Origin of the sequence: Saccharopolyspora flava (assembly GCF_900116135.1) — a bacterium.
Taxonomy (GTDB): Bacteria; Actinomycetota; Actinomycetes; order Mycobacteriales; family Pseudonocardiaceae; genus Saccharopolyspora; species Saccharopolyspora flava.
This window is the reverse complement of sequence record NZ_FOZX01000007.1, coordinates 141,327-153,678: the sequence shown is the minus strand read 5'-3', so window position 1 is coordinate 153,678 and position 12,352 is coordinate 141,327. Positions and strand designations below refer to the sequence as shown.

The following is a 12,352-nucleotide window of genomic DNA, read 5'->3' as shown; positions in this document are numbered from 1 at the left end:
CCACATTCAGACCCCAAAGCCGAACCCTTATACAGCTCCCCCACAACTTTTTCCAAACGGGAAATTCGCACACCCCGAGGAACACAACCCTCAACCCACCTCGCGCCAGCGTTGCAACTCACGCCCTCCGGCGGGCGCCGACGCCGGCGTCGCGGATCAGAGCGACCCCGCCGCGCCCCTCCAGGCCCAGACGGCTTCGGATTAGCGACGCGACCGGAGGATCCCATCCAGATTCGCCATGTTCAGCGCGCTGTCGGCCTTGCGCGCGTATCTAGCCGCATTCCGAAGACTTGTACCTGCTGGCATCATGGGATACGACCCATCTCGAGCCGACTGGGGGCAGAGGTGCCAACGATCGATGTCAACGGGACCGCGCTCTACTACGAGACCAGGGGGACGGGGCCGCCCGTCCTGCTGATCATGGGTGCGACAGGCGACGGCGGCCATTTCGACGCGCTCGCCGACCTGTTGGCCGATGAGTTCACGGTGATCAGCTATGACCGGCGCGGCAACGGGCGCAGTAGTCGACGGACAACTGCCCTGCCTCGTGCACAACAGTCATTGCGAACCTCATCAGCTCGCTGTCAGCAACGGGACTACGGTCTGTCATGACCTTAAGACGCTCGGGTCGATCGTCGGTTGCCCTGCATGGGCCTGGCCGAGGCCGCGGGTGACCCGAACAGTGGTGGACGTGGGAGCCGGCCCGGGCTCCTACGACGTGATGCCCAGCCTGCGCAGGTGATACGTCAACACGTCGATTGCTTGATCTGCGCTGCGCCCATAGACCGCGACCTGCGTCCCGAGTCCGGTGGCCAGGCCGAACAAGAGTTGAGCTTCGGTCACGGGGTCGAGATCGGAACTCAGGCGGCCGTCTCGTTGCGCCTGGGCGAGGACCTGCGTGCAGAGATTGACGATCTCGTCGTCGCCGGATGTCAGCAGGTCCTGGATCCGAGGCTCGTTCTGGGTGCGGGCCGCGAAGGCGATGTTGACGCGAATCGCGTCCCGCACCACGGGCTCCTCGCCGACAAGCACGGTCAAGATCGCGAGCATCACCTCGCGGGGCGAGCCCTCTGACTCGGCGAGCCGTTGTTCCACGTGCTGATCGATCAGCCCATAGGAGTACTTGACCCCGGCGTACAGCAGGTCGTCCTTCGACGCGAAGTAGTGCTGCACCTGCCCCATCGACACCTTGGCCTCGGAAGCGACGGACCGCAGCGACACGGCATCGAGCCCCCGGTCGGAGACAACACGCCACACCGCGGCAGCGATCCGCGCCCGGTGCTCTTCAACGTTCACGATCTTCGGCACGAGGCTCATCGTATTGCAATGCGAGTGCATCGCCATGTACCCTCGGCGCGTCAATGCACTCGCATTGCAAAAAGGGGAAGCTGTGAACGCGAAGAATCTGGAGAGCGCACAGGGGTTCGCCGTGCTTGCCGGGCTGACACTGGGCGTGATCCCGTTGGCCGGGCTAACCCTCGGCCGGGGCCCGATGCTGTGGACCCTGGTCCTCCCCGACGAAATCGGCACGTCCCACTACGTCGCACCGATTGCCGTCCTGGCGCTCACGGTCATCACGGTCTTCGCGCTCGAATCAGCGAAAAATCGTCGGTAGATACGGGCGCTCACGCCACAGCCTGAGGCATCTCCAAACACTCGAGAGGCCCGACCGAGCTCCCCAAGATCAAACACGGCCATTCGAGAACTCCGCAGTCAAGGTGTCCATGAGCGGCGTGCTTGACTCCGGGAGGCTGAACAAGAACACAAAAAGAGGGTTCCCGCCGGCTCTGACCTGCGGAAACCCTCTTGCCGGTCGGGACGGCGGGATTCGAACCCACGACGCCTTGACCCCCAGTGCCGTCCACAAGAGACAGGCAGAAGCGATAATCGAGAAACTGCACTATCTTACGTTCTCGGCGCTGCAGTTCGATGCAGTTCGCCAACGCTGCGGACGTCTGCTCGCTCCAGTTTCACTCCTGCTCCAGACCCGCAAGCCTCCCTGGCGCGGCGGTTACCAACCGGGTGTGCGCACGTTGCCCATGACGCGGGTGACGGTGATCTCGATGACCACTCGTGTGGGGTTGGGGCGAGGCGGACGGTATCGCTGTGCGTAGCGCCGCTCAGCTTCGGCGACGGATTCCGGATCGTCTTTGATCAGCGCCTTGCCTTCGAGGGTGCCCCAGCGCCTGCCTTCGACCTGACTGACCGCGACCACCACGTCAGGGCCAGCCGCCAGAACGTTGCGTACCTTCCGGGTTCCGGCGCTGCTGATGATGCGCGCGATGCCGGTTTCAGCATCGAAGGTGGCGCCGACGGGGACGAGGTGCGGGCTGCCATCGGGGCGCTGCGTGGCGAGGAAGCAGATCCTGCGTTCCTGCCAAAAATGGCTGTCCTTCGGCTCAGTCGCGGCTGGATCGATCGTCATGCATCCCGCTTCGTCATGTGGTGCACAAGCTCGTCGCGTTCCGGCAGGAGGTGGCCACCTCATGGAGTCGCGCACCGATTCTCCCCTGCCCTGCAGCCTCGTGATGTTCCGCCCTGCTCGGACGCATGCGGCGTTGGTCAGGAGGCTGGTCCCGAACCGCCGGACGAGCTACGTCCGTCTCATCGTCAGCAGGTGTTCGGGTCGTTTCCGCAGGTGGCAAAGCGGGTGGGTGTTCCAACCACAGTGCACGGCGCCGCCAACACGGCGCCGTCGAACGCGGTGGGAACTTCGATCCCGATGTTCGCCGAGGTGACGATGAGATGGTCTCCGGTGAGGCAGACACTGGTCGGCTGAGCGCACGGGACGTCGAGGACCTGATCCACCGATCCGTCCGGCGCGTATCGGCGCACCTGTCCGGCTCCCCAGATTGCCGACCACAGGAAGCCCTCGGCGTCCACGGTCATACCGTCTGGACTGCCGTGGTCCAGGGAGGCGAACATATGTTGATCATGAAGTGTCCCGGTGCTCGGATCAACCCGGTACCGGTAGACCGTCCCCTTTGCGCTGTCGGCGAGGTACATCGTAGAACCGTCCGCGCTGAAGGCTGGCCCGTTCGGCACGGTCAAGCCCCGCACTGCGACACTGGTCGTGCCGTCCGGGTCCACGCGATAGAGGGTGCCCGCTCCTGGTGTGTTGTCGTACGCCATGGAACCGGCCCAAAAACGACCGGCCGGGTCGGCGACACCGTCGTTCATCCGCATTCCCGAGTTGCTCTCCAGCTCGGCCAGCCACCGCATTTCGGAGCCGAGCACGGCGATGCCGGTTCCAGCGGCCGCGATCCAGCCTCCTCCGGGCCGCGGGGCAACCGCCCCGAGCGGCTCCGCGATTTCGGCAATCACCTGTGGTGGGCCGCCGTCGTTCGGCAGCTCGAACAGACGGCCGGTGAGGATGTCGACCATCACCACACGCCCGTCGACCACGCGCACTCCTTCGCCGAGGTCGAAGCGTTCGCCGGGCCACGCGTTCCACTCCGTCACCGCAGCGCCTCCCCCTTCTCGACGTCGAGCAGTGCCAGTTCCGATCGGGTCGGGAGCCCCTCCCAGTCGCCCGAGGTGGAGACCGCGAAGGCGCCGCAGGCGTTTCCGCGGGCGAGCCGTTCGGGCGCGGGCAGACCGTCCAGAAAAGCCGACAGGTAACCGGAGGTGAAGGCGTCGCCCGCTCCGATCGAGTCCACCACCTCGACCCGGTTCCCCGGCGCGCTCACCTTTCCGTCCACAGTGGCGGATTCTGCGCCGCCGGCACCCAGCTTGGTCACCACCTCCCCCACTCCTGCAGCGAGCAGTGACTCGACACCGCCGACGAGGTCGAGCTCGCCGGTCGATCCGATGACCACGTCGGCTCGGCGAATCAGCGGCGTCAGCACGTCCGCCGCAGTCTCGGGTGACCACAACTTCGAGCGGAAGTTGATGTCGAACGACACCGTGGCTCCGCGTTCGGCCGCGATGTCCAACGCCGCTTCCACCGCCGAACGGGGACCTTCGCCGAGTCCGGCCGTGATCCCACTCAGGTGCACCAGACTCACGTCGCCGGACACGGCCGTGCGGACGTCGTCCGGGCCGAGCCGCGTGGCGGCCGAGTTGGCGCGGTAGTACTGCACTCTGACCAGGTCCGGCAGCCGTTCTTCGAAGAAGATCAACCCGGTGGGCGCATCGTCGCGTGACACCGCCGACACGTCGACGCCCTCCGCGCGCAACGTGCGCAGGATCAGCTCTCCCGGTTCATCCCGACCGAGACGACTCACCCACCTGGCGGAGTGGCCCAGCCGGGAGAGCCCGATCGCGACGGTGGTTTCGGCTCCGGCGATCGACGTGCGCGCACTCCCGCCGAGCCGCAGGAGCCCCGTGGTGCGCAAAGCCATCATCGTCTCGCCCAACGTCACGACGGTCATCGCGCACCCACCGCCGCCAGGTACTGCCCGGCGCGTTCCCGCAGCGCCGCGAGATCACCGCCGTGGGGTGCGTCCCCGGCGAGCGGGCTACCGACCCCGACGGCCAGCGCACCTGCGGCGAGGTAGCGCGGCACGTCGGAGAGGTCGACCCCGCCGACCGGCACCAACCCCACACCGGGGAACGGGTCGCCCAGCGCCTTGAGGTAGCGCGGGCCCAAGCTCTCGGCCGGGAACAGCTTCACCGCAGCCGCTCCCGCCCGGTGCGCGGCGAGCACCTCCGACGGAGTCATCGCCCCGGCCAGCACCGGCATCCCCAGTTCCACGGCTGCACCCACGCCATCGGAGGCCGCAGGTGTCACGGCGAAGCGGGCACCGGCCGCACCGGCGTTCTTCGCGTCGTCCGCGCTGAGCACGGTGCCCGCGCCGATGCACGCCTCATCCCCCAGGGAATCGGTGATGCGGACGAGCACACCGAACGCATCGGTCGAGGTCAGCGAGACCTCGAGCAGCCGGACCCCCGCGTTGACGAGCACTTCGGCCGTCCGCTCGCACGCGGCCGGGTCGCTGCCGCGGATGATCGCCATCAGCCGGTGCCGCACCAGCTGTTCTGCCAAGTCCATTCCGCTTCTCCTCACCATTCCGCGAACGAGCCGTCCGTGTGCCGCCAGGTCGGGGGACGCCAGCGGTGCCCCTGCGTGTCGGCGCGGCGCACGGCGTCCTCGTCGATCTGCACTCCCAGGCCCGGTGCTTCCCAGCGCCGGATCGCGCCGTCGTGGAATGCGAACGGGGCGCGGTCGAGCACGTAGTCGAGCAGTTCGGCGTCCCGGTTGTAGTGGATGCCGATGCTCTGCTCCTGGATCAGGAAGTTCGGGGTCGCGAACGCCACTTGCAGGCTCGCCGCGAGCGCGAGCGGTCCCAGCGGGCAGTGGGGTGCGAGCAGGGCGTCGAAGGTCTCGGCCAGCGACGCGATCCGACGCACCTCCGAGATGCCCCCTGCGTGGGACAGATCCGGCTGGGCGACCGCGATGCCCGCTTGCAGCGGGGCCAGGAACTCCGTGCGCGAGTACAGGCGCTCCCCAGACGCGATCGGCACCGGGCTGGCCGTGACCACGTCCCGCAACGCGTGCGGGTAATCCGGCAGCACGGGCTCCTCGGCGAACAGCGGGTGCAGCGGTGCCAGTTCGGGCAACACGCGGCGCGCGGCGGCCGCGCCGAAGCGGCCGTGGAAGTCCACGGCCACATCACGGGAGTCACCGAGGACCTCGCGCACCGCGGCGACGCGGGAGACCACTTCGTCGGTCTCCGCGCGCGTCGGCATCCGGCTCGCGCGACCGGAGGCGTTCATCTTCACGGCGGTCAGTCCGGCTTCGACCTGCGCTGCGGCCGCGTCAGCGACCTGGTCAGGCTCGTCACCACCGATCCACCCGTAGATCCGCACCTCGTCGCGGACAGCCCCGCCCAGCAACTGGTGCACCGGAACTCCCAGCGACTTGCCGAGGATGTCCCACAGCGCCTGGTCCAGTCCGGCGACCGCGCTGGAGAGCACCGGACCTCCCCGGTAGAACGCGGCTTTGGTCATCAGCTGCCACAGGTCCTCGATCCGGCTCGGGTCGCAGCCCAGCAGCAGGTCCGACAGCTCATCCACGGCGGCGCGTACGGTTTCCGCGCGTCCCTCCACCACCGGCTCGCCCCAGCCGACGATGCCCTCGTCGGTCGCCACTCGGCAGAACAACCATCGGGGTGGGACCAGGAACGTCTCCACAGATGTGATCTTCACTCGCGTTGCATCTCTTTCTCTCCAGTACCGATGACGTCCGCGACGTCGTGGGAGGCCTTGTCCAGCAGCGATGCCACCGCAGCAGCAGCGGCATCGGCGTCCCCCCGGCGCACCGCCTCGACCACTTCGGCGTGACTCGGCACGGGATCGTCCGCGCTGGCGCCGTGCACGAGCGCGTCCCGCAACCGCAGCGCCGGTTCGATGAAGACGTCCATCCGCGCGAGCATGTCGTTGTGCGTGGCCCGCAGCATGGCCCGGTGCCACCTGAGGTCGGCGGCGACCTCGGCCTCCGGACCCGCGGCCCGTCTCATGTCCTCCAGCGCGGCGTCCAGCTCGGAGAGATCGCTGTCCTGGCGGCGCTGGGCGGCCATCGCCGCGGCCGCCGGTTCGACGACCGCGCGCACCTCGGCCAGGTCCCGCAGAACCTCTGCCGTGTCGCCTGTTTCGCTACGCCACCGGATGACGTCGCTGTCCAGCAGGTTCCAGTGCTCTCGGGCGCGCACGTAGGTGCCGCGCTTCTGCCGCGCCTCGACGAGTCCCTTGGCGGCCAGCACCTTGGTGGCCTCCCGCAGGACCGTCATACTCACGTCCAGCTCACGACCGAGCTCACCGAGGTCGATCACCTCGCCCACCGCGATGTCCCCGGCCACGATGCGCGCCCCCAGCGTCGACACAGTCTGCCCGTGCACGCCTCGCCCGCTGTAGGCGTTCATGTCCCATTCCTCCTCGATGCCGCGGTCATGACGACATCTTGTAGACGCTCCACCCGCCGTCGACGGTCAACGCCGTCCCGGTCACGAAAGAGGCATCGTCGCAAGCCAGGAAGGCGATGGCCGCAGCGACCTCCGACGGGTCACCGAGGCGCTTGACCGCGGTCTCCTCGGCGCTGCGCCGCCTGTCGGCCTCGTCGATGTCGTCCCACGCAGCGGTCAGCACCGGTCCGGGCAACACCGAGTTCACCCGCAACGACGTCCCGTACTCCACGGCGAGCTGCCTGGTGAGACCGGTGAGCGCGGCCTTGCTCGCGGCGTAGGCCGGCCGTCCCGGAAGCCCGACGAGCGCGTGCACCGACGAGGTCAGCACCACGGAACCGTTCCGATCGCGCTCGAGATCGGGCAAGCACGCCCGGAAACCGAGGAAGGTGCCGGTCAGGTTCACCGACAGCTGCCGTTCCCACGACGCCAGGCTCGTCTCGTGCGCAGGCAGCACGTCAACCACGTAGGCGTTGCTGACCAGCACGTCGACCGGACCGAGCTCCTCGCGGCAGCTGTCCACCGCCGCGGCCCACTCCCGTTCGGAACTGACGTCGCAGCGCACCGCGAGCGCCCGCCCACCTGCGGCGTTGATCTCCGCGGCGACGTCATCAGCGCCATCGGAGACGTCGAGGATCGCCACCGCCGCGCCGTCGGCGGCGAGCCTGCCGGCGGTCGCCGCACCGATGCCCTGCGCGCCGCCGGTGACGATCGCAACTCGGTCGTCGAGCCGTTCGCTCATCGGTTCACCTCCACGAATTCCCACTGCCCTGGCGGGAGCGCAACCGGCCGACCCGCACGCACCTCGACCCGTTCCGCTGCCTCGATCACACCGTCGGCGTGGGGGACGAACTCGTCGTCGGTCCAGTGCCCCCACTCGTTCACGCGCCGAACGGGCTGGTCCCCCGCCGTGACAGCGCAGTCGAGGGTCAGCGTCGTTCGTTCACCTGGCGCGAGGGCGGTCAGCGGCCCGAGCACCTCGCACTCCACGATGCGGGCAGGCGGATCGAGATCACCCAGGGCCGCCAGCGGCTCGGGCAACGGGTGCTCCATCCACACCTCGACGCGCGAGCCGCCGTCCGGGTATTCCGCCTCGCGATCAACGGCGAAAGACTGGGTCAGCGTGGCGCCCGGTCCGACGTGGGCCAGCCAACCTTCGGCTGCGGGGAAACCGAGCTTGCCGACCACGTCCTGATGGGGCACGTGCACGCGACCGTCCTCCGCCGTCCACTTCGGGTACCCGGTCCCCGCGAGCAGATCGGTCACCTCCGCGGCACTCGACACGTACGTACCTCCCGCACCGTCACCGGCGAGCTGGGTGACGTTCCACAACGACCACCGGACATCGCGTTGACTCGTGTTGATCGCGGTCAGCTCCAGCCGATACGAGCAGCGACCTCGCCGCAGCTCGAACCGCCGCGCGAACCGCAGACCCGTGCGAGGGTCATCGCCACTGGTGAGCGTCACCACCGCCAGGTCCTCACCGACCTCGATCTCCGGCTCGTAGCGGCCGGAGTCGAGCACCGGGTCCGGCGGGCCGGCCCACTGCGCGCTGTGCTCCCACCCCTGCGGGGCGGGCCAGGTCTTGTCGCCCCCGTAGTTCACCCAGTCGCCGAGCTCGCCGGAATGCGGACGGTGCTCCCGCCGCGGAACGAGGTCGCTGGTGAGCAGTTCGTCATTGCGCCACAGCTGTTCTCGCCCGTCCGCACCGGACAACGAGAGCAGCCGTCCGCCGAGCCTCGGCACCAGGCCGAGGGTCAGCAGACCGTTGCCGAGCCACAGCACCTCACCGTCGGGACTGCGCTCGACGTGCGGCGCGCTCACGTGCGCAGCTCCGGTGACGGGAGCAGCACGACCTTGCCCTGGCTGGCACCTGCGGCGAGCCGGTACGCCTCGTCGACGTCGTCCAGGGCGAAGCGGTCGCTGACCACGTCCTGCGGGCGGATTCCCCAGCGGGCGAGGTTCTCGGCCAGCTCGGTCATGGCCACCAGCGAGGTCACCCACGACGCGTGCAGCGTCAGCTGCTTGTGCAGCAAGGCGTCCGACACCTCGGTCTCCAGGGTGCCGCCCTCACCGACCAGGGAGACCCTGCCCCATTCCGCAGCACCGGCGATCGCGGCGGAGCGGCCCGCACGCGAACCTGAGCAGTCAATCGTGGTGCTCGCACCGGGCGCGCCCAGCACATCGGCGACGAGCGCGGCGGTGTCCTCGGCCGACTCAGCCGGTTCGACGGTCGCGTCGAAGACCCCGAGCTTCTCCGCCCACGCCCGGCGTTGCGGCGAGACCTCGACGCCCACGATCGTGCGCGCCCCCATGCCCTTGCCGATCATCCCGGCGGCCAACCCGACTGGTCCGAGCCCGACGACCAGGAGGTCGCCGTCGCCGTTGACACCGATGCGACGCAGCCCTTCGTAGGCCGTGCCGAACCCGCAGGCGATCAACGCACCGTCCACGTAGGACAACGCGTCCGGTAGCGGTACGCAGGTCGCCTCCTCCGCCAGCACGTACCGGGCGTGGCCCCCGTCGCGCTGCCACCCGTACGCCTGCCGCTCCTCCGCGCTGCAACTGATGAAGTAGCCACGGCGGCAGTTCTCGCACAGCCCGCAACCGGCGATGTGGTAGACGATCACCCGATCGCCCTCGCCGAACCGCTTGCACCCGGGACCGGATGCCACGACGCGGCCGGCCGGTTCGTGGCCGGCGACCACTCCGCGATAAGCCGCTCCGTCGACTCCGCGATGCCCCTTGTGCTCGTGGTAGATGTAGCCGATGTCGGACCCGCAGATGCCCGACGCACCGACCTCGACCAGCACCTGGTTCGGGCCCGGTCGCGGCACGTCGAGTTCGCGCAGCACCGCTGTCGAATCCCCCGGCAAGTACGCGCCCAGCATCGTCCTGCGCTCGTTCATCAGCTCTCCCTCGTGGCACGCGTGCGCTTGGTGATGATGACGTTGACCAGGACCGCCACGACGATGATCACGCCGCGCACGACGTTCTGCAGAAACGAGTCCACGCCCAGCAGCACCAAGCCGTTTCCGATGACGGTGATGAAGATGACGCCCAGCAGCGTTCCGAGCATCGAACCTCGCCCACCCGCCAGGGCCGTTCCGCCGATGACGACGGCGGCGATCACGTCGAACTCCAGCCCCGAGGCCGCACCGCCGTTGCCCGAACCGAGCCGCGCGGCCAGCAGCACTCCGGTGATCGCGGCCAGCAGACCCGTCGTCGCGAACAGCAGCACCCGGATCTTGGCGAGGTTGATGCCGGCCATCCGGGCGGCCGGGGCGTTGCCGCCGACGGCGTACACCGAACGTCCGTAGGGCGTGTAGTGCGCGATGTAGGTGAAGGCCGCGAACAGGACCACCATCACGATCGCAGACGTCGGGATGCCGAGAATCGCGCCGCCGAGCACCTCGAAGAGCCCGCTCTCCGGGAGCACGACCGGAAGCGCGTCGGTCATGTACAGGCCGAGACCGCCCAGGGCGCTCCAGATTCCGAGAGTGGCGATGAACGAGGGCACGTCGAACCGGGCCCGCAACCAGCCCGCCAGCGCGCCCCAGACCGCGCCGGCCGCCAAAGTCACCAGCACCGCGGGGACCACACCCAGACCCCACTCCGACGCCCCTTTGGCCACGAGCACGGAAGCGAAGGCCACAGCCGGGCCAATGCTGATGTCGATCTCACCGGCGATGATCACCAGCGTGACGCCCCACGCCGCGATGCCCACGGTGGCGGCGTCGCGCAGCATCCCCAGCTGGTTGTCCAAGCTCAGGAACCCGGCCGCCGTGCTGCCCAGTACCACGTAGAGCACCAGGATCGCGGCGATCAGGCCGATTTCGTTGAGCGAGCGTCCGGCGAGCACCCCGCCCGCGCTGCGCCGCTGTTCCGGCAACGTCTGTGTCACGGTCATTTGTCGTCCTTGTCGTCTCTCAAGCCGCCATCGCCGCGGCGAGCACGGAATCCGTGGTCAGTTCCTCGCCGATCAGTTCGTCCACGACGCGCCCACCGCGCAGCGCGAGCACCCGGTCGCACACCAGCGGGAGCTCTTCGAGCTCGCCGGAGACGAACACGACCCCAGCGCCCTCATCGGCGAGAGCGCGCACCAAGTCGTAGATCTCGGCCTTCGCCTGCACGTCGACGCCGCGGGTCGGCTCGTCCAGAAGCAGGATCCGGCTGCCGGCGTGCAGCCATCGACCGATCACGGCCTTCTGTTGGTTGCCGCCGCTGAGGTTCACGATCGGCGTGAGCGGGGAGGCCGTGGCGATCGACAAGCGCGCGATGAGGTTCTCGGCGGCCCGCCGAACGCGCCCGGGCGAGACGGTCGGCCCCGAACTGACCTTGCCGAACTCGGATAGCACGAGGTTCTCGTGCACGCCGAGCAACGGCACCACGCCCTCGCCCTTGCGATCCTCGGGCGTCATGCCGATCCCCAACTTTTTGCGCACCGCCGGTGTCGCGGCGCCGATGTCACGCCCATCAACGCTGATCGCACCACCGGCCACCGGGCTGAACCCGGCGATGGCCCGCAGGACCTCGGTGCGGCCCGACCCCATCAGCCCGCCGAGGCCCACGATCTCGCCCGGGTAGACCTCGAAGGACACGTCGACGACCTTCGGCGGCATCGCCAGTCCCCGCACCGTCAGCAGGGCGTCGACGGTCCGGTCGACCGCGCGCACTGGTGGTCGTTCGGCCGCCACCGCGGACTCGCCCAGCATCAGCGCGACGATCGTCGCCGTATCGGCCTGCTGGACGTCGACGGTGTCGACGATCCGGCCGTCGCGCATGACGGTGGCGCTGTGGGCGATCTTGCGGATCTCCTCGAGCCGATGGCTGACGTAGATCACGGCCACGCCCTGCTCGGCGATGCGGGTGACGGTGTCAAGCACGACGGTCACCTCTTGGGCCGCGAGTGCGCTCGTCGGTTCGTCGAGGATGAGCAACCGGGGCTGTTCCAGCAGCGCCCGGCAGATCTCCACGAGCTGCCGACTCGCCAGCGACAGGGTTTCGACCGACGCGGCCGGGTCGATGTCCAGGCCGAGCCGGTCGAACACCTCGGCCGCACCCTCCCGCATGGCCGCGAAGTCGACGGCGCCACCACGTCGCGGCCACCGGCCGAGGTAGAGGTTCTCCGCCACGCTCAGCTCCGCCACCAGGCTCAGCTCCTGGTGCACCGTGCTGATTCCGAGCTCTGTCGACCGACGAACTCCGCCGTCCCCGAGTTCCTCACCGCGCACCGCGATGGTTCCGCGATCGGCGCGCTCCACACCGGACAGAGCCCGGATGAGGGTGGACTTGCCGGCACCGTTGCGCCCCAGCAGGGCGCGGATCTCCCCTGGTGCGATGCTCAGGTCGGCGTCCGTCAGCGCGCGGACGCCCTGGTAGTGCTTGGTCACGCCGCTGACCACGACGACGGGGCTGTCGACCACTGCTTCTCCCTGCGCTCGTTCGGA

14 protein-coding genes are annotated in these 12,352 nt (G+C 68.8%); 2 read left to right on the top strand and 12 right to left on the bottom strand.

Translation table 11 applies throughout. From position 1 onward, the window contains the following. The first annotated feature begins 345 nt into the window (after nucleotides 1-345). The gene (locus tag BM424_RS28450) at nucleotides 346-612 is read left to right on the top strand and encodes an alpha/beta fold hydrolase (protein WP_139274109.1); all 267 of its coding nucleotides are present in this window, start codon (nucleotides 346-348) and stop codon (nucleotides 610-612) included. 99 nt (nucleotides 613-711) lie between these two features. Here the strand turns inward: BM424_RS28450 and BM424_RS20285 are convergent, their stop codons facing one another. Beyond that, entirely contained in the window at nucleotides 712-1,308 is a 597-nt protein-coding gene (locus BM424_RS20285) for a TetR/AcrR family transcriptional regulator (RefSeq protein ID WP_175548186.1), read from the bottom strand. An 82-nt stretch (nucleotides 1,309-1,390) separates the two neighbouring features. Between BM424_RS20285 and BM424_RS20280 the strand changes: the two genes are divergently transcribed. Further along, nucleotides 1,391-1,615 carry a hypothetical protein gene (locus tag BM424_RS20280; protein ID WP_093420448.1) on the top strand — a complete coding sequence of 75 codons (225 nt, stop codon included), beginning with the start codon at nucleotides 1,391-1,393 and terminating at the stop codon, nucleotides 1,613-1,615. Nucleotides 1,616-2,011: 396 nt separating this feature from the next. On the opposite strand, the gene BM424_RS20275 is transcribed toward BM424_RS20280, so the two are convergent. From BM424_RS20275 to BM424_RS20225, 11 genes are all read right to left on the bottom strand, one after another. Then, nucleotides 2,012-2,425: a pyridoxamine 5'-phosphate oxidase family protein gene (locus tag BM424_RS20275; RefSeq protein ID WP_093420446.1), complete on the bottom strand. Its 414-nt coding sequence runs from the start codon at nucleotides 2,423-2,425 to the stop codon at nucleotides 2,012-2,014. A gap of 185 nt (nucleotides 2,426-2,610) precedes the next feature. Then, nucleotides 2,611-3,462, bottom strand: a complete 852-nt coding sequence (locus BM424_RS20270; RefSeq protein WP_245776003.1) for an SMP-30/gluconolactonase/LRE family protein — start codon at nucleotides 3,460-3,462, stop codon at nucleotides 2,611-2,613. Further along, nucleotides 3,459-4,373 carry a sugar kinase gene (locus BM424_RS20265; RefSeq protein WP_093420443.1) on the bottom strand — a complete coding sequence of 305 codons (915 nt, stop codon included), beginning with the start codon at nucleotides 4,371-4,373 and terminating at the stop codon, nucleotides 3,459-3,461. Before BM424_RS20265 ends, BM424_RS20270 begins: the two co-directional genes overlap by 4 nt. Then, complete coding sequence (locus tag BM424_RS20260; RefSeq protein WP_093420441.1) at nucleotides 4,370-4,993, bottom strand: bifunctional 4-hydroxy-2-oxoglutarate aldolase/2-dehydro-3-deoxy-phosphogluconate aldolase; 624 nt, start codon at nucleotides 4,991-4,993, stop codon at nucleotides 4,370-4,372. The genes BM424_RS20265 and BM424_RS20260 overlap by 4 nt, the downstream gene beginning before the upstream one ends. A gap of 11 nt (nucleotides 4,994-5,004) precedes the next feature. Beyond that, the gene (gene dgoD, locus BM424_RS20255) at nucleotides 5,005-6,150 is read right to left on the bottom strand and encodes a galactonate dehydratase (protein WP_093420439.1); all 1,146 of its coding nucleotides are present in this window, start codon (nucleotides 6,148-6,150) and stop codon (nucleotides 5,005-5,007) included. Continuing rightward, on the bottom strand, nucleotides 6,147-6,863 hold the full coding sequence (locus BM424_RS20250; RefSeq protein ID WP_093420437.1) for a FadR/GntR family transcriptional regulator: 717 nt from the start codon (nucleotides 6,861-6,863) through the stop codon (nucleotides 6,147-6,149). The genes dgoD and BM424_RS20250 overlap by 4 nt, the downstream gene beginning before the upstream one ends. Nucleotides 6,864-6,888: 25 nt before the next feature. After that, nucleotides 6,889-7,644 (bottom strand): SDR family NAD(P)-dependent oxidoreductase, encoded by a 756-nt coding sequence (locus BM424_RS20245; protein WP_093420435.1) that lies wholly within the window; start codon nucleotides 7,642-7,644, stop codon nucleotides 6,889-6,891. Further along, a complete protein-coding gene (locus BM424_RS20240) occupies nucleotides 7,641-8,726 on the bottom strand; it encodes a DUF4380 domain-containing protein (protein WP_175548185.1) in 1,086 nt (361 codons plus the stop codon). The genes BM424_RS20245 and BM424_RS20240 overlap by 4 nt, the downstream gene beginning before the upstream one ends. Continuing rightward, nucleotides 8,723-9,811, bottom strand: a complete 1,089-nt coding sequence (locus BM424_RS20235) for a zinc-dependent alcohol dehydrogenase family protein (protein ID WP_093420431.1) — start codon at nucleotides 9,809-9,811, stop codon at nucleotides 8,723-8,725. The genes BM424_RS20240 and BM424_RS20235 overlap by 4 nt, the downstream gene beginning before the upstream one ends. Continuing rightward, on the bottom strand, nucleotides 9,811-10,812 hold the full coding sequence (locus BM424_RS20230) for an ABC transporter permease (protein WP_093420428.1): 1,002 nt from the start codon (nucleotides 10,810-10,812) through the stop codon (nucleotides 9,811-9,813). Before BM424_RS20230 ends, BM424_RS20235 begins: the two co-directional genes overlap by 1 nt. Before the next feature lie 19 nt (nucleotides 10,813-10,831). Further along, on the bottom strand, nucleotides 10,832-12,328 hold the full coding sequence (locus BM424_RS20225) for a sugar ABC transporter ATP-binding protein (RefSeq protein WP_093420426.1): 1,497 nt from the start codon (nucleotides 12,326-12,328) through the stop codon (nucleotides 10,832-10,834). Nucleotides 12,329-12,352: the final 24 nt, after the last annotated feature.